Source organism: Pseudomonas oryzicola, from assembly GCF_014269185.2.
GTDB classification, from domain to species: Bacteria; Pseudomonadota; Gammaproteobacteria; order Pseudomonadales; family Pseudomonadaceae; genus Aquipseudomonas; species Aquipseudomonas oryzicola.
Genome location: NZ_JABWRZ020000001.1, coordinates 306,427 through 323,299 on the forward strand (window position 1 = coordinate 306,427; position 16,873 = coordinate 323,299).

The window sequence follows — 16,873 nt, forward strand, 5'->3', positions numbered from 1 at the left end:
TTGTGCTGTAACTGTGGGAGCGGCTTTAGCCGCGAAGGAGCCGGCACGGGCAACCAACCCACCAAAGCCCATGTCCAACTCCTGAACCCACGGATGTCTCAGGAGGCCCCGATGCACCTCTGCTCCATCGATCAGGCTGTCGAGCAGGTCCTGGCGCGCTTGCCAGCCCACATCCACATGGGACTGCCGCTGGGTCTGGGTAAGCCGGTCGCTTTCGTCAATGCCCTGTATGCCCGTATACGCGAGCAGCCCGAGCGCCGCCTGACCATCTACACCGCACTCTCGCTCGGCCGTCCAGCACTGGGCGATGGCCTGCAGCGGCGCTTTCTCGAACCCTTCGTCGAGCGTGTCTTCGCCGACTACGAAGAACTCGACTACCTCGCCGACCTGCGCAACGACAACCTGCCGCCGAACATTCGTGTCGAGCAGTTCTTCATGCAGCCCGGTAGCCTGCTGCACAGCGAATCCGCCCAGCAGGACTACGTCAGCAGCAACTACAGCCACGCCGCGCGCGATATCAACGCCAAAGGCCTGAACCTGATTGCGCAACTGCTGGCTGCCACCCCCGAGAAGCCGGTGCATCTGAGCCTGGCATGCAACCCCGACATCACCCTCGACCTGCTGCCGATGATTGCCAGGCGCCGCGCCGCTGGCGAAACCATCCTCATGCTTGGCCAGGTGCATGCCGAACTGCCGTACATGCCAGGCGACGCCGAGTTGCCGATGGATGCCTTCGACCTGCTGCTCGATGAAGCTGAGCGACATCGCCTGTTTTCCACGCCGAACATGCCGGTCAGCACCCAGGATCATTGCATCGGCCTGCACGCCAGCAGCCTGGTCAGGGACGGCGGCACCTTGCAGATCGGCATCGGGGCCATGGGCGACGCGGTAACCGCCGCCCTGCTGGCGCGCCAGGGCGACAATGCCGGCTACCGTGCCGTACTCGATGATCTGGATACTGGCCCATGGCAAGCGCTGATTGAACGGGAAGGAGGATTTGGTGCTTTCGCCAAGGGGTTGTATGGCTGCAGCGAAATGTTCGTCAACGGCCTGCTGGTGCTGGCTGAAGCGGGCCTGCTGCGGCGCTCGGTGGATGCGCAGGGTACCGTGCTGCATGGTGGCTTTTTCCTGGGCCCTCAGGCCTTCTACCAGCGCCTGCGCGACATGACGCTGGAGCAGCGTGCACGGTTTGCCATGACCCGCATCAGCTTCATCAACGAACTGTATGGGCAGGAGCAACTCAAGCGCCGCCAGCGTCGCGATGCGCGCTTCATCAATACCGTGTTCGGCATGACCCTGCTCGGTGCCGGGGTGGCCGACCAGCTGGAAGATGGTCGAGTGCTCAGCGGCGTAGGTGGCCAGTACAACTTCGTCGCCCAAGGGCATGCGCTGGAGGGTGGGCGCTCGATCCTGCTGCTGCGCAGTTGGCGCGAGGCGGGCGGGGCGGTGACTTCGAACCTGTTCTGGACCTATGGCCACTGCACCATTCCCCGGCATCTGCGCGATATCGTGGTGACTGAGTATGGCATTGCCGACTTGCGCGGGCAGACCGACAGCGAGGTGATTGCACGTTTGCTGGCGGTGTGTGATTCACGGTTCCAGCAGGGGCTGATCGAACAGGCAAAAGACGCTGGCAAGCTCGCCCGGGATTTCCAGCTGGATTCGCGGTTCACCGACAACACGCCGCAGCGGTTGGAAGCGATCCGGACGAAACATGCGCGGCTGTTCCCGGAATACCCGCTGGGCACGGACTTTACGGCTGAAGAGCGGGATTTGCTGCGGGCGCTGAACTGGTTGAAGAGCAGGTTCAAGCTGAGCGAAGTGCTGGAACTGGGCAAGGCAGCACTGGATGCACCGGGGCCCGAGGGGTATGAGCGACAGCTGGCGCGTATGGGGCTGGATCAGCCGCAGGGGCTGAAGGAAGAGCTTTACCAGCGGTTGCTGCTGGCGGGGTTGGCGGCTGCCAGATAGAGCGGGTTGAGGCCATTCGCGGGCACGCCCGCTCCCACAGGTACACCACAGCATTCAAAACCTGTGGTGTACCTGTGGGAGCGGGCGTGCCCGCGAAGCAGGCGCCGCGATTACTCGATGAAGGTCACCACGCCACCTTCCAGCGACTTCACCCGGGCCAGCGATTCAACGCGGTAGCCCTGGCTGTCCAGCTCGGCGCGGCCGCCCTGGAACGACTTCTCGATGACGATGCCCAGCCCGGCCACGGTAGCGCCGGCCTGCTTGATGATCGAGATCAGTGCCTGCGACGCCTTGCCGTTGGCCAGGAAGTCGTCGATCACCAGCACGCGATCGCTGCTGTTGAGGTGGCGCGGCGAAATGGCCACGGTGTTCTCGGTCTGCTTGGTGAAGGAATACACCGAGGCAGTCAGCAGGTTTTCGGTCAGGGTCAGCGACTGGTGCTTGCGGGCGAAAATCACCGGCACGCCCAGCTTCAGGCCGGTCATCACCGCCGGGGCGATGCCCGAGGCCTCGATGGTGACGATCTTGGTCACGCCAGCGTCGGCGAACAGGCGGGCGAACTCGTCACCGATCAACTGCATCAGCGCAGGGTCGATCTGGTGGTTGAGAAACGCATCGACTTTGAGAACCTGATCGGAAAGCACGATGCCTTCTTCGCGAATCTTCTGGTGCAGTGCTTCCACTGTGTTTACCTCGAAACAAAGGTGGCCGCTGTTCGCGGCAATAGTAAAGAGTAATGGTTGATCAGCGTTTGAGCATTGCCCGGATATCGGCCAGGGCGTTGTTGCCGCGTGCAGCCTTGACCTCGACCGGCGCATCGTCCAGGCCTTCCCAGGCCAGGTCTTCCGGCGGCAGTTCATCGAGGAACCGGCTGGGCGTGCAGTCGATGATTTCGCCGTACTGCTTGCGCTTGGCGGCGAAGGTGAAAGCCAGTGTCTGGCGCGCGCGGGTGATGCCCACGTAGGCCAGGCGGCGTTCCTCTTCGATGGTGTCGGCCTCGATGCTGGAACGGTGCGGGAGGATCTCTTCTTCCATGCCCATGATGAACACGTAGGGGAACTCCAGGCCCTTGGAAGCATGCAGGGTCATCATCTGCACGCCTTCGGCGTTCTCTTCCTCTTCCTGCTGACGCTCGAGCATGTCGCGCAGCACCAGCTTGCCGATGGCGTCCTCGATGGTCATGTCACCCTCTTCGTCCTTTTCGAGGGTGTTCTTCAGCGCTTCGACCAGGAACCAGACGTTGCTGATGCGGAACTCGGCAGCCTTGTCGCTGGCGGTCTGCTGGCGGATCCAGTTCTCGTAGTCGATGTCGCGGATCATCTCGTGCAGTGCGGCAATCGGGTCTTCCAGGGCAACCTTGTGGCGCACCCCGTCCAGCCAGTGCTTGAAGCGCTGCAAGCGCTCGGTATAGCGGGCATCCAGGTGCTCGCCCAGGCCCAGCTCCTCGCTGGCGGCATACATCGAGATGCCGCGCTCGGTGGCGTAGTTGCCAAGCTTTTCGAGGGTGGTGGAGCCGATTTCCCGGCGCGGTACGTTGATGACTCGCAGGTAGGCGTTGTCATCGTCCGGGTTCACCAGCAAGCGCAGGTAGGCCATCAGGTCCTTGACTTCCTGGCGGCCGAAGAAGCTGTTGCCGCCCGACAGGCGATACGGCACCTGATGATGCTGCAGCTTCAGCTCGATCAGCTTGGCCTGGTAGTTGCCCCGGTAAAGGATGGCAAAGTCGCTGTAGGGGCGGTTGGTGCGCAGGTGCAGGGTGAGGATTTCCATGGCCACGCGTTCGGCCTCGGCTTCCTCGTTCTTGCAGCGGATAACGCGGATCTCGTCGCCCACGCCCATCTCGCTCCACAGCTGCTTCTCGAACGCGTGCGGGTTGTTGGCGATCAGCACGTTGGCGCAGCGCAGGATGCGGCTGGTGGAGCGATAGTTCTGCTCCAGCATCACCACCTTCAGGGAGGGGTAGTCTTCCTTGAGCAACATGAGGTTTTCCGGCCGTGCGCCACGCCAGGCATAGATCGACTGGTCGTCGTCGCCGACCACGGTGAACTGATTGCGCATGCCGATCAGCATTTTCACCAGCAGGTACTGGCTGGCGTTGGTGTCCTGGTATTCATCCACCAGCAGGTAGCGCACGCGGTTCTGCCAGCGCTCCAGCACATCGGGGTGCTCCTGGAACAGCTTGACCGGCAGCAGGATCAGGTCGTCGAAGTCCACCGCGTTGAACGCCTTGAGCGTACGCTGGTAATGCGTGTAGACGATGGCGGCGGTCTGCTCGCGCGGGTTGCGGGCCTTTTCCAGGGCCTCGGGCGGCAGGATCAGGTCGTTTTTCCAGGCACCGATCATGTTCTTGATCTCGTCGATGCCGTCGTCGCCGGAGTATTCCTTCTGCATGATGTCCGACAGTAGCGCCTTGATGTCGGACTCGTCGAAGATCGAGAAGCCCGGCTTGTAACCCAGGCGCTCGTGTTCCTTGCGGATGATGTTCAGGCCAAGGTTGTGGAAGGTGCACACCGTCAGGCCACGGCCTTCGCCCGGACGCAGCAGGGTGGCGACCCGTTCCTTCATCTCGCGGGCGGCCTTGTTGGTGAAGGTCATCGCCACGATGTACTGGGCACGGATGCCGCAGTTCTGGATGAGGTGGGCAATCTTGCGTGTGATCACGCTGGTCTTGCCCGAACCTGCACCGGCGAGCACCAAAAGAGGGCCGCCGACGTAGTCACGGGCTTCCTGCTGCCGGGGATTGAGTCGGGACATGCTAGAAACCGGGGGTCGCCAGAAAATAGCCGCGCATTCTAACAGGCATGGGACAGTTATGGCGCGACCGTCTGACGTCTGAGTCAGACTTTTGTGACGCCTCTAGTATTAGTGCGGCTAATGCCAGGTACTGAAAAAAACGTATTTGCCGGTTGGGTCCGTTTCGCGCAGGATGCACGACAAAATGCGTCGGGATGCTGCGTTTGCCTTTAGGCTCACAAATTTAAAAATCATTCTCATTTGTGCAGTAGCATACCCGAACTCTTTCGTTGCACCGTGAAGCCTTAAGGAGCCCGCTTGTCCACGCCTGTCGAACCTCTGCGTTTGCTGCTGTTGGCTGATGAGCCGGAATGGACCGTATTGCTGCGCGACTGCGTGCAGGCATTGGACGGTACTGCAGTACTGTTGACTGCGCCCAACTGGGAGGCGGTAGACAGCCTGTTCAGCCATGACCGCCAAGCTGTCGTGCTCGCCACCCCGGCTTTACAGCCTGCACCCGGGCGCTGCGACCTGCCGACCATCCTGCTGCTCGAGCATGAGCCCGGGCTGCCACCGAGTGCGGTCAGCGATTGGCTGGTACGTGAGCAACTCAATGCCGACACCTTGCGCCGCTCGTTGCGCCATGTGCGTGAACGCGGCGTGCTGGTGGCCACCTTGCAGCGCCTGGCGGAGCAGGACCCATTGACCGGTATCGCCAACCGCCAGGGTTTTCAGGCTTTGCTGACCGCGCGCCTGGCCGAGAACGATGGCCGCGGTGTTGCCCTTGGCCACCTGGACCTGGACAACTTCCGCCATGTCAACGATGCGCTTGGCCACCAGAGCGGCGACCGCCTGATCCTGCAGGTGGTGGCACGCCTGAAGCAGCAACTGGAGGCGGGCGACCAGCTGGCGCGCCTGGGCAGTGATGAGTTCGCCCTGCTGATCGACACCCGCCGTGACGCCAACCGCGCCGAGTGGATTGCCGAGCGCATTGTCGAAGCGCTGGCCGAGCCGTACTGGATCGACGGCGAAAGCCTGCTGCTGGGATGCAGCCTGGGCCTGGCCCATGCGCGTGTCCACGGCGGGGCCGACCCACTGATGTGGCACGCACACATTGCCATGCGCCAGGCCAAAGGCAGCCAGGGCTGTACCTTCCACGTGTTCAACGAGCGCATCAACCGCAATGCCCGCAGCCTTGCCGACCTGGAGAGTGAACTGCGTCGTGCCCTGCGCCGTGACGAGCTGGAGCTGCACTATCAACCGCGACTGAACCTGGCCGATGGGCGCATCGTCGGTCTGGAGGCGCTGGTGCGCTGGCGCCATGCCGAGCGTGGCCTGTTGCCGCCCAGTGAGTTCGTGCCGCTGGCCGAGCAGAGCGGGCTGATCGTACCGTTGGGCTACTGGGTCATTTCCCGGGCCCTGCGTGACATGCAGGCACTGTGCGAGGGCGGGCTGGAGCCGCTGCACATGGCGGTCAACCTGAGCTTCCGGCAGTTCCAGGACAGCCAGTTGCTGGCGACCTTGAGCCGGCTGATTATCGAGCATGGCGTCGATGCCCGCTGGCTGGAATTCGAACTGACTGAAACAGCGGTAATGCGCCGCAATGAGCTGGTGCGTCAGACCATGGATGCCCTGGGGCGCCTGGGTGTGCGCTTCTCCCTCGACGACTTCGGCACTGGGTTCTCTTCGTTCGTGCACCTCAACAGCCTGCCGATCACCTTGCTCAAGGTGGACCGCAGCTTTGTTGCCGAAATGGAAATGCGTGAAGAGAACCGCAAGCTGGTGCACGCCATGATCAACCTGGCGCACAACCTCAACCTCGAGGTGGTGGCCGAGGGCGTGGAGAGTGAAGAGCAGCTGGCCTTGTTGCGCGGGTTCGGTTGTGACCAGGTGCAGGGCTTCCTGGTCAGCAAGCCGTTGCCGGTGGGCGAGTTGATGGAGTTCTTGCTGGATTACAGCAAGCCGAAGCTGGTTAGTCTGTGACAGCCTGGGGGAGGGCTTCGCCCTCCAACGGTCACACAGACACTGCAGACCTGTCAGTCAGCCCGGCCTTCCCCAGTAACCGCTTCATCCGCCACTCAAAACCAAAGGTCAGCGCCACCGCCGCACACGCCAGCCCCAGCGCCAGGCCCCACCATACCCCCACGGCGCCACCGCCCAGGGTAAAGGTGAACAGCCAGGCGCTCGGCGCCCCTACCAGCCAGTAGCACACCAGCCCGATCAGGAAGGTGGTCTTGGCGTCCTTCAGCCCGCGGATCGAACCCATGGCAATGGTCTGCATGCCGTCGAACAGCTCGAACCATGCCGCCACCGCCAGCAACTGCACCGCCAGCTGGAAAATCGCCGCGAAGGCCGGGTCGTTGCGGTCAATGAACAGCCCCACCAGTGCATCGGGCAGCAGCCAGAACAACGCGGCAAAGGCAAACATGATCATCGCCCCGAAGCCGATGCCCACCCGCCCGGCGCTGCGCGCCGCCAGCAGGTTGCCGGCGCCGAAGTACAGCCCCACCCGCATGGTCACCGCGTACGACAAGCCGGTCGGCACCATGAACGCCGTGGAGACGATCTGCAGGGCGATCTGGTGCGCCGCCAGCTCGGTACTGCCCAGCACGCCCATGCACAGCGCGGCGAAGGCGAACAGGCCGACTTCCACCATGTAGGTACCGCCAATCGGCAGGCCCAGCCGCCACAGTTCGCGCAGGGCTGGCAGCGACGGGCGCGACAGGCCCTTGCGCAGCGGGTAGGCCGCATAGGCCGGGTGCCAGCGGATATACAGCGCCAGGGCGATGGCCATGCCCATCGACACCACCGCGGTGACCAGGCCGATGCCCATCAGGCCCAGCCTGGGCAGGCCGAACATGCCTTCGATCAGCGCTACGTTGAGCAGGTAGTTGAGCACTGTGCCCACCAGGCTGATGACCATCACCGGGGTCGAGCGGCCCAGGGCACTGGTGAAGCCGCGCAAGGCCATGAAGGTCAGGTAGCCGGGCAGGGCCAGTGGCAGCAGGGTGAGGAATTCGGCGGCCGAAGCCACGTTCTCGGGTTTTTGCCCGAACAGCAACAGCACCGGTTCGAGGTTCCACAGCACCAGCCCGGCGCACAGCGCCAGGCCCCAGGCCAGCCACAGGCCGTTCTGCGCCAGACGCGTGGCGCCCTCGATGTCGTTGGCGCCTTTGCGGATTGCCACCAGTGTGCCGACCGCAGCGATCACGCCCAGGCAGAAGATCGACACGAACGAATAGCTCGCCGCACCCAGGCCACCGCCGGCCAATGCCTGCGGGCTGATGCGGGCCATCATCAGGGTGTCGGTCAGCACCATCAGCATGTGCGCCAGTTGCGAGGCGATCAGTGGCCCGGCCAGGCGCAGCAAAGCCTTGAGTTCTGTAGCGGGCGCGACGTGCATGGGACGGTCCTTCTTCCTGGGGCGATCAACGAAGGGCGATTCTGAGGCTTTGGTCAACTTTGCACAAAAGGATAAAAGCGATCGTTGGCATGAGTGTGAGTCATGCATATATGCTCATCGGTGATCCGTTTGCAGCCCTACATGGCAGGTGCCTCATGTCTCGTCAGCTCCCTCCGTTGTATGCCCTGCGCGCATTTGAAGCCGCCGCCCGGCTGAGCTCGTTCACCCGTGCTGGTGAGGAGCTGTCGATCACCCAGAGCGCGATCAGCCGGCATATCCGCACACTGGAAGACCATTTCGCCTGTCGCCTGTTCGTGCGCAATGGCCGCAGCCTGCAACTGACCGAAGCGGCGCGGGTGTTGCTGCCCGGCGTGCGAGAAGGCTTCGCCGCGCTGGAGCGGGCCTGCGATACCTTGCGTGGCGAAGACGGCATCCTGCGCATGAAGGCACCTTCGACCCTGACCATGCGCTGGCTGCTGGCGCGGCTGAGCCGGTTCCGGCACCTGCAACCCGGCAATGAAGTGCAACTGACCAGTGCCTGGATGGACGTTGACCATGTGGACTTCAGCAACGAGCCGTTCGACTGTGCGGTGTTGCTCAGTGACGGCGTGTTCCCGCCAGACTGGGAGGTGCGCCGGTTGTTTGCCGAGCTGCTGATACCGGTAGGGGCGCCGGACCTGCTCGAGGATGGCCCCTGGGACGAACGACGGCTGGCCGGTATCGAGCTGCTGCACCCGACGCCAGACAAGCGCGACTGGCGCGCCTGGCTCGAACGCATGGGGCTCGGCGACCAGGTTTCGCTCAAGGGCGGGCAGGTGTTCGATACCTTGGAGCTCGGCATGATCGCGGCCGCGCGCGGCTATGGCATCTCCATGGGAGACCTGTTGATGGTTGCCGAGGACGTGGCACAGGGGCGCCTCAGCCTGCCCTGGCCGACCGCCGTCCCCAGTGGCATGGACTACTACATGGTGTGGCCGCGCACCCGCCCGGGCGGGGAGCGCTTGCGGCGCCTGAGCCGGTTCCTGCAGGACGAAGCGGCGGCGGTGGATCTGCCCGATGTGCAGATCCTGCCGGCGCTCTGAATGGCAGACGCAAAGGTTTGCGAATATCCCGGTCCGGCACTCAAGTATTCCACGGCGACGCCGATCAAGTGGCACCAGCGTCCCGGAAGAGGGCGCGCTTCCCGACGACAACAAGTGGGTGGCCCACGTGATCAGGACGATCCCGGCCTCTTGCCAGGAGCTTGACCATGTCTCAACCGCGTGCCCGAATCGCCTCGCAACTGGGGCTTGCCCTCGCCATCGTGCTGGCACTGGTGATTTCCGGCAGTACCCTGTTCGCTTTGCGCTCGCTGGACGATGCCAACCTCGCCACCCGCCAGGCCCACCTGGCCAGCGAGGCGCGTTTGCTGGCCGACCAGCTCGACACTTTCCACGGCTCGCTCAAGGACAACACCCAGCGCCTCAGCGGCCTGTTCGAGCGGCGCTTCGCCTCGGGCCTGTCGCTGCATGCGGGCGAGACCGTGCAGGTCGCCGGCCAGGCCACGCCTGCCCTGTACCTGGGTAACCAGCTGCTGAACAACGACTTCCAGCTGGTCGACGATTTCCAGCAGATGACCGCCGGCATCGCCACACTGTTCGTGCGTAGCGGTGACGATTTCGTGCGCATCAGCACCAACCTGAAGAAACAGGACGGCAGCCGTGCCATTGGTACTCTGCTCGATCGCCAGCACCCGGCCTATGCCCGGTTGCTGGCCGGGCAGATGTATGTGGGCCGCGCCGTGCTGTTCGAGCGCAACTACATGACCCGCTATGTGCCGGTGAGCGACGCCAGCGGTCAGGTAATCGCCGTGCTGTTCGTCGGCTTCGACTACACCGACGCGCAGAATGCCCAGTTCGCCAACCTGGCGCGCTTCCGCATCGGGCAGACCGGCTCGTTGGCCTTGCGCGACGAAAAGGGCGCCTGGCTGGTGCCGCCGGCCAATGCCGACCAGCCGTTGTACAGCGCCACCGCTCCTTTCGCCGAAGGGCCCTGGACGGTGGTCGCCAGTATGCCGATGGCAGAAATCCGTGAAGTGACCTGGAGCGTTGGCCTGCGCCTGGCCATCGGCAGCCTTCTGGCGATGCTGCTGGCTGTTGCTGCCACGTTGTGGCTGTTGCGCCGCAAGTTGCGCCCGCTGGACGACCTGGTGCGCCAGGCAGAAGCGCTTGGGGCGGGAGACCTGGGGGCGCGCCTGAGCGTGACCAGCGATGACGAGATCGGGCAGCTGGCCCGCAGCTTCAACAAGATGGGGGAAGCACTGGCGACCATGGTCGAGCACATCCGCGGTGCCTCCGAGCAGGTCAGTACCCGTGCACGCTCGCTGGCGGGCCTGTCGGCCGGTGCGTGCGAGGGCATGGACCAGCAATCCGGCGAGATCACCAGCATGGCTGGCGCGGTGGAAGAGTTCAGCGCCACCTCGATGAACATCGCCGACAACATGGCCGGCACCGAGCGCATGGCTCGTGACAACGCCCAGCAGACCCGCATCGGTCGCAATGCCATGGACGAGGCGTCGCGCTCGCTGACGCAGATTGCCGAGGCGCTCGGCGGTACCGCCACGGTGATGGACAGCCTGGGCGCCCGCTCGCAGGAAATCGGCGGCATCATCAGCGTGATCACCGCCATTGCCGAGCAGACCAACCTGCTGGCGTTGAATGCCGCCATCGAGGCGGCCCGTGCGGGCGAGCAGGGGCGTGGCTTTGCCGTGGTGGCCGATGAGGTGCGAGGGCTGGCTGCGCGCACCCGTCAGGCCACGGACGAGATTTCCAGCATGATCACCAGCATCCAGCAGCAGACCGGGCATGCCATCACCACGCTGGAGCAAGGCAACCAGCTGATGCAGGAAGGCCTGGAACGCAACGACAAGGTAGCCCAGGCGTTGGCGCGTATCGACGAGCAGAGCCGTGCGGCCGGTGAGCAGTTTGCCGTGATCAGTACGGCGACCCAGGAGCAGAGCAGCACGGCGACGGTGCTCAGCCGCAACCTGCAGAGCATTGCCCAGGCCAACGGCGAACAACGCGAGGTGGCCAATGAACTGGCGTTCACCGCGCGTGAACTGGAAGGGTTGGCGGCGCAGCTGCGTCAGGAAGTGGACCGCTTCCGCTGAAACCGCAGGGGCCGCTTGGCGGCCCTGTCGCCGGCAAGCCAGCGCCTGCCTCGACCGCATCAATCTGATGCCTTGTGCAGGTACCTGTGGGAGCCGGCTTGCCGATAAGGACCTCGAACCTTACATCGAGCCCAGGTTCAACGCCTGCGCACAGGCCTGCAGCGACCGCCGCTCGCTCAGCGCATACAAGGCCAGCTCATCCTGCACCTGCATGCCCAGCGCCGCTTCGAACGCATCACGGTTGGCATTGCTGCCGTACTCGGCATGCGCATCGTCACCCAGGTTGGACTGGAAGATCCCCGCCGCACTCACCGGCAGGAAGTCCTCGTAAACCAGCGCTTCGTAGTGCACGTGGCCAGCTTCGATCAGCCCTTCCAGGGTGCTCGGACGGTCATCCTGGTCACGCGCGGCCAAGCCTTTCTCGGTGGCGAAGTAACGGAAGTACGCCAGCCCCTGCTGGCGCATCTGTGCCAGGTCGTCCGGGAATTCGGCAAAGGTGTCCTTCAGCAGCGCCATGTAGCGTTCGGCATTGGCCTCGGCCGGCACGCCGCCCAGGGCAGCCCGAGTGGCATCGAGCAGCTTGTCGTACAGTTGGCGGCCTTTCGGCGTCAGGGCTGCACCGCGCTGCTCGATTTCACCGAAGCGCGCGGTGTGGCTGCCTTCGCTGCCCTGCTGGTCGCTGAAGGCGACCTTTTCCTGCAGGGCCTTGAAGCTGGTCTGGCGCAGCAGGATCGGGTGGCGACGGGTGGGCGGGCCTTCGACCACGGCCTTCGGCGGGATGCCCTTGGCCGGCATGCCGGCCTGGATCGCATCGATGTCCAGCGTGCGCGGGGTCAGGTGGTTGATATGCGGGCCCTTGAAGGCCACCACGTCGGCGATCAGGCGATGCTGGTCGTGCAACTGCTGGTACTGCTCGGCAGTGACGGTAGCGTCATGGTGCCAGCGGAAGGTGTGCAGCGCTTCCTGCACGAATGCCTCGGCATCTGCGGCGTTCAGGCCACCGTCACGTTCGCACTGGGCAATCAGTTCAAGGGCGCGGTCGGTGAAGATCTTGCGCTTGGCCAGGATGCTTTCCGCCAGCGCGCGCAGCTGCGGGTTGTCGATCAGTTCCAGGCGCAGCAGCGAGGTGAACACGCGGAACGGGCTGACGTGCAGCGATTGCTCGTGCACCGCGCGGAAGGCGGTGGAGTGAACCGGCACGCCGGCGGAGCTGAGGTCGTAGTAGCCGACCGGTTGCATGCCCATCACCGCGAACAGGCGGGCAATGGTTGCCAGTTCTTGCGCAGTGCCGACGCGGATCGCCCCGTGGCGCTCCTGGTCCAGCCGTTCGATCTCGCCAGTCCAGCGCAGGGCCTCGGCGACTTCGGGTTGCCGGGCCATGACCTGCTGGTTGATTTCGCTCACCAGCTCCAGCAGCGTGCCGTACAGGGGCACTTCCTGTTTGTACATGAGCGACATGGCGGCAGAGAACTGCGCGCGAATGTTGTCGGGGCTGACGAAATCGTGGGCGGGCATCGCTAGCTTCCTGGTTGGGTTCGGACGCTTACATGAAAGCGGGGAATGCACTTGGCTTACAAGCGAAAAAAAGTGGGTGTGTCATTCCTTTTTTGATCGACCTAAAGGGCCGCAAAGCGGCCCCAGCAGTGTCAATCCTGAAGCTGCTCGCGAATCCACTCCACCAACGCCCGCACCTTGGGCACCTCCGCTGCATGCTCGGCATACGCCAGGTAATGCGCCCCGGTACTGGGCATCGCATGGTTCCACGGCACCACCAGGCTGCCCTCGGCCAGTTCCTTCGCCGCCAGGTAGCGCGGCACCAGCGCCACCCCGCAGCCGGACTGCGCCGCGCTCAAAGCCATGTAGAACGTATCGAAGCGCGGCCCGTGGTAGGCGCTGACGCTTTCCAGGCCCAGCTCCAGAAACCATTCGTGCCACGCCTCTGGTCGCGAGGTGCTCTGTAGCAGCACCAGCTCGGCCAGTTGCCCGGCATCGACCAGTTCGCGGCCGGCCAGCAGCTCCGGCGCACATACCGGCACCACTTCTTCACCGAACAGCTCCATGCACGTAGCCCCCGGCCAGGTGCCCTGGCCATAGAAGAACACCACGTCCGCCGAACCCTGCAACAAGGCGAACGGCTCCATCTCGTTGCGGATGTCGAGGTGGATGTTGCCGTGGCGTTTGCCAAAACCCTTGAGGTGCGGGATCAGCCAGCGCACGCCGAAACTCGGCTGGGTGGCTACCTTCAATATCTCGGTCTGCTCGCCGTAGGTGAGCACGTAGCGGCTGGACATGTCGACCTGGGTGAGGATCTTGTTGACCTCGGCCAGGTACAGGCTGCCGGCTGGTGTCAGCTGCAGGCGGCGGCGGATGCGCAGGAACAGGTGGTGGCGCAGCATGTCTTCCAGTTGCGCCACCTGCTTGCTGACCGCACTCTGGGTCAGGTGCAATTCTTCGGCGGCACGGGTAAAGCTCAAATGGCGGGCTGCAGCTTCAAAGCACTGCAGGGCGGTCATGGAGGGCACCAGGCGTTTGGACATAGCGGTCTCTGCGGCTCAAATCATTACCTGGCGGAATGATATGCGGAATAAAGGTCGTTTGTTGTACCTATGTGATCGGATTAATACTGACCCACATCATTTTTCCACCCCATCACCCGATGTAGGAGAAGCACAATGGTTGCTGGATTGCTCGAGCGCCTTGGCGTTGCCGCCGAGGCTTACACCCAGGGCGACTACCCTGTTCACACGCCGATCGACGGCAGCCAGATCGCCTCGGTGAAACTGCTCGGCAAGGCCGAGACCATCGCTTGCATCGACCAGGCGCAAGGCGCCTTCGAAGCCTGGCGCAGCGTGCCGGCGCCGCGCCGTGGCGAACTGGTGCGCCTGTTCGGCGAAGTGCTGCGTGAGCACAAGGCCGACCTCGGCGAGCTGGTATCGATCGAAGCCGGCAAGATCACCCAGGAAGGCCTGGGCGAAGTGCAGGAAATGATCGATATCTGCGACTTCGCCGTTGGCCTGTCGCGCCAGCTGTACGGCCTGACCATCGCTTCCGAGCGCCCTGGCCACCACATGCGTGAAACCTGGCACCCGTTGGGCGTTGTCGGTGTCATCAGTGCCTTCAACTTCCCGGTCGCGGTCTGGGCCTGGAACACCGCCCTGGCCCTGGTGGCCGGTAACTCGGTGGTGTGGAAGCCGTCGGAGAAGACCCCGTTGACCGCCCTGGCCTGCCAGGCGCTGTTCGAAAAAGCCCTGAAAGCCTTCGGTGATGCCCCGCTCGGCTTGGCGCAATTGGTGATCGGTGGCCGTGAAGCCGGCGAAGCCCTGGTCGACGACCCACGCGTACCGCTGGTCAGCGCCACTGGCAGCACCCGCATGGGCCGTGAAGTGGGCCCGCGTGTGGCAGCCCGCTTCGGCCGCAGCATCCTGGAACTGGGCGGCAACAACGCCATGATCCTGGCCCCGAGTGCCGACCTGGACCTGGCCGTGCGCGGCATCCTGTTCTCCGCTGTCGGTACCGCTGGCCAGCGTTGCACCACCTTGCGCCGGCTGATCGTGCATCGCTCGATCAAGGACGAAGTGGTTGCCCGCGTCAAAGCCGCCTACGGCAAGGTGCGTATTGGCGACCCGCGCAAGGACAACCTGGTTGGCCCGCTGATCGACAAGCAGTCGTTCGATGCCATGCAGGGTGCGCTGGCCAAGGCCCGTGACGAAGGCGGCCAGGTGTTTGGCGGTGAGCGCCAGCTGGCTGACCAGTACCCGAACGCCTACTACGTGTCGCCTGCCATTGCCGAAATGCCGGCGCAGAGCGACGTGGTGCGCCACGAAACCTTCGCCCCGATCCTGTACGTGCTGGCCTACGATGATTTCGAAGAGGCTCTGCGCCTGAACAACGCAGTGCCACAAGGCCTGTCGTCGTGCATCTTCACCACCGATATCCGTGAAGCCGAGCGCTTCCAGAGTGCTTCGGGCAGCGACTGCGGTATCGCCAACGTCAACATCGGTACCAGCGGCGCCGAGATCGGCGGTGCGTTCGGTGGCGAGAAGGAAACCGGCGGTGGTCGTGAGTCCGGTTCGGACGCCTGGAAAGGCTACATGCGTCGCCAGACCAACACCGTGAACTATTCGCGCGAGCTGCCGCTGGCGCAGGGTATCGTGTTCGACTGATGGATTGATGCTGCATGGCCGGGGGCCTGGCCCCCGGTTCGCGGGTAAACCCGCTCCCACAGGTTCTCCACTGCCCTTGAGGCCTGTGTGGGTGTCTGTGGGAGCGGGTTTAGCCGCGAATGGGCCGCTTTTGCGGCCCCAACAAGAACAAATCGCTGGAGCCGGGCCATGTCCGAACTGCGTCAACAATGCTTGTGGGAATTCGTCACAGAACCGACCATCGCCGCCCAGGCCCTGGCTGGTGAGCACAAGGCCGATGTCTGTGTGATCGGTGGCGGCATTACCGGCCTGTCAGCGGCCATCCACCTGCTCGAGCAGGGCAAGTCGGTGATCCTGCTGGAAGCCTGGAAAATCGGCCACGGTGGCTCCGGGCGCAACGTCGGCCTGGTCAACGCCGGTACCTGGATTCGCCCTGACGATGTCGAAGCCACCCTTGGCCTGCAGCAGGGCAGCCGCCTGAACAAGGTGCTGGGTGAGGCCCCGGCTGAAGTGTTCGCCATGATCAAGCGCCTGGGCATCGACTGCCAGGCCCAGCACAAGGGCACGCTGCACATGGCGCACAACGCCACCGGCATCGCCGACCTCGAAGCCCGCCACGAACAATGGCGCCGCCGGGGTGCCGATGTGGAGCTGCTGACCGGCGCCCAATGCCAGGAATACTGCGGTACCGACAAGATCTCCGCTGCGCTGCTCGACCGCCGCGCCGGCACCATCAACCCCATGGGCTACACCCAGGGCCTGGCTGCTGCGGTGGCGCGCCTGGGTGGCAAGCTGTTCCAGCAGTCGTCGGTCGAGGGCCTGGCGCGTGACGGCGATGCCTGGCGGGTGAAGACCGCACGTGGTGCGGTGCGCGCCGACAAGGTGGTGATTTCTACCGGCGCCTATACCGAGGGCGATTGGAGCAACCTGCAGAAGCAGTTCTTCCGCGGTTACTACTACCAGGTGGCGTCCAGGCCGTTGCACGGCGCTGCCGCCGACAAGGTACTGCCGCATGGCCAGGGTTCGTGGGACACCCGCACCGTGCTCAGCAGCATCCGCCGCGACGACCAGGGCCGCCTGCTGCTGGGCAGCCTCGGCCGGGTCGACAACAAGCCGGCCTGGTTCGTACGCAGCTGGGCCGACCGGATCCAGAGCCACTACTACCCCGAGCTGGGCAAGGTCGAATGGGAGATGCACTGGACCGGCTGCATCGACTTCACCCCCGACCACCTGATGCGCCTGTTCGAGCCGGCGCCGGGGCTGGTCGCTGTCACCGGGTACAACGGGCGTGGCAATACCACCGGGACCGTGATCGGCCGGGCGTTCGCCGAATTCCTGCTGAAGGGCGAGGCGGGCAGCCTGCCGATTCCGTTCTCGCCGATGAAGGGGGTGAGTGCACCCTCGCTGCGCACCGCGTTCTACGAGTCCGGGTTCTCGCTGTATCACGCGGGGCAATGCTTGAGGGTTGTGCTGTAA

At 64.2% G+C, this 16,873-nt stretch carries 11 protein-coding genes and 1 pseudogene; 7 read left to right on the top strand and 5 right to left on the bottom strand.

The features are described from left to right. Nucleotides 1-111 precede the first annotated feature (111 nt). On the top strand, nt 112-1,971 hold the full coding sequence (locus HU760_RS01485) for an acetyl-CoA hydrolase/transferase C-terminal domain-containing protein (RefSeq protein WP_186671891.1): 1,860 nt from the start codon (nt 112-114) through the stop codon (nt 1,969-1,971). A 110-nt stretch (nt 1,972-2,081) separates the two neighbouring features. Here the strand turns inward: HU760_RS01485 and HU760_RS01490 are convergent, their stop codons facing one another. Together HU760_RS01490 and rep are read right to left on the bottom strand one after the other, a co-directional pair. Next, entirely contained in the window at nt 2,082-2,654 is a 573-nt protein-coding gene (locus HU760_RS01490) for a xanthine phosphoribosyltransferase (RefSeq protein ID WP_009683322.1), read from the bottom strand. 61 nt (nt 2,655-2,715) lie between these two features. Further along, nucleotides 2,716-4,725, bottom strand: coding sequence for a DNA helicase Rep (gene rep, locus HU760_RS01495; RefSeq protein ID WP_186671893.1), 2,010 nt, complete (start codon nt 4,723-4,725; stop codon nt 2,716-2,718). Nucleotides 4,726-5,022: 297 nt separating this feature from the next. Between rep and HU760_RS01500 the strand changes: the two genes are divergently transcribed. Next, a complete protein-coding gene (locus tag HU760_RS01500) occupies nt 5,023-6,687 on the top strand; it encodes a putative bifunctional diguanylate cyclase/phosphodiesterase (RefSeq protein ID WP_186671895.1) in 1,665 nt (554 codons plus the stop codon). Between the two features lie 31 nt (nt 6,688-6,718). Here HU760_RS01500 and HU760_RS01505 read toward each other — a convergent pair whose 3' ends face one another. Next, a complete protein-coding gene (locus HU760_RS01505; RefSeq protein WP_186671896.1) occupies nt 6,719-8,107 on the bottom strand; it encodes a NorM family multidrug efflux MATE transporter in 1,389 nt (462 codons plus the stop codon). Between the two features lie 155 nt (nt 8,108-8,262). Here HU760_RS01505 and HU760_RS01510 point away from each other — a divergent pair, with 155 nt between their 5' ends. The 3 genes and pseudogenes from HU760_RS01510 to HU760_RS24615 all read left to right on the top strand — a co-directional run bounded on the left by HU760_RS01510 (nt 8,263) and on the right by HU760_RS24615 (nt 11,255). Further along, the gene (locus HU760_RS01510; RefSeq protein WP_186671898.1) at nt 8,263-9,189 is read left to right on the top strand and encodes a LysR substrate-binding domain-containing protein; all 927 of its coding nucleotides are present in this window, start codon (nt 8,263-8,265) and stop codon (nt 9,187-9,189) included. Between the two features lie 167 nt (nt 9,190-9,356). Continuing rightward, nucleotides 9,357-10,397: pseudogene (locus HU760_RS24610) on the top strand (Cache 3/Cache 2 fusion domain-containing protein); the annotation flags it as partial. A 135-nt stretch (nt 10,398-10,532) separates the two neighbouring features. Beyond that, nucleotides 10,533-11,255: a methyl-accepting chemotaxis protein gene (locus tag HU760_RS24615; RefSeq protein WP_437179847.1), complete on the top strand. Its 723-nt coding sequence runs from the start codon at nt 10,533-10,535 to the stop codon at nt 11,253-11,255. Between the two features lie 120 nt (nt 11,256-11,375). Here HU760_RS24615 and hglS read toward each other — a convergent pair whose 3' ends face one another. Together hglS and HU760_RS01525 are read right to left on the bottom strand one after the other, a co-directional pair. Next, nucleotides 11,376-12,770: a 2-oxoadipate dioxygenase/decarboxylase HglS gene (gene hglS, locus HU760_RS01520; protein ID WP_186671902.1), complete on the bottom strand. Its 1,395-nt coding sequence runs from the start codon at nt 12,768-12,770 to the stop codon at nt 11,376-11,378. 131 nt (nt 12,771-12,901) lie between these two features. Beyond that, the gene (locus HU760_RS01525) at nt 12,902-13,792 is read right to left on the bottom strand and encodes a LysR family transcriptional regulator (protein WP_186671904.1); all 891 of its coding nucleotides are present in this window, start codon (nt 13,790-13,792) and stop codon (nt 12,902-12,904) included. Between the two features lie 135 nt (nt 13,793-13,927). Here HU760_RS01525 and amaB point away from each other — a divergent pair, with 135 nt between their 5' ends. Both amaB and amaA read left to right on the top strand, forming a co-directional pair. After that, nucleotides 13,928-15,418 carry an L-piperidine-6-carboxylate dehydrogenase gene (amaB, locus tag HU760_RS01530; protein WP_186671906.1) on the top strand — a complete coding sequence of 497 codons (1,491 nt, stop codon included), beginning with the start codon at nt 13,928-13,930 and terminating at the stop codon, nt 15,416-15,418. 168 nt (nt 15,419-15,586) lie between these two features. Beyond that, a complete protein-coding gene (gene amaA / locus HU760_RS01535) occupies nt 15,587-16,873 on the top strand; it encodes an L-pipecolate oxidase (protein ID WP_186671908.1) in 1,287 nt (428 codons plus the stop codon).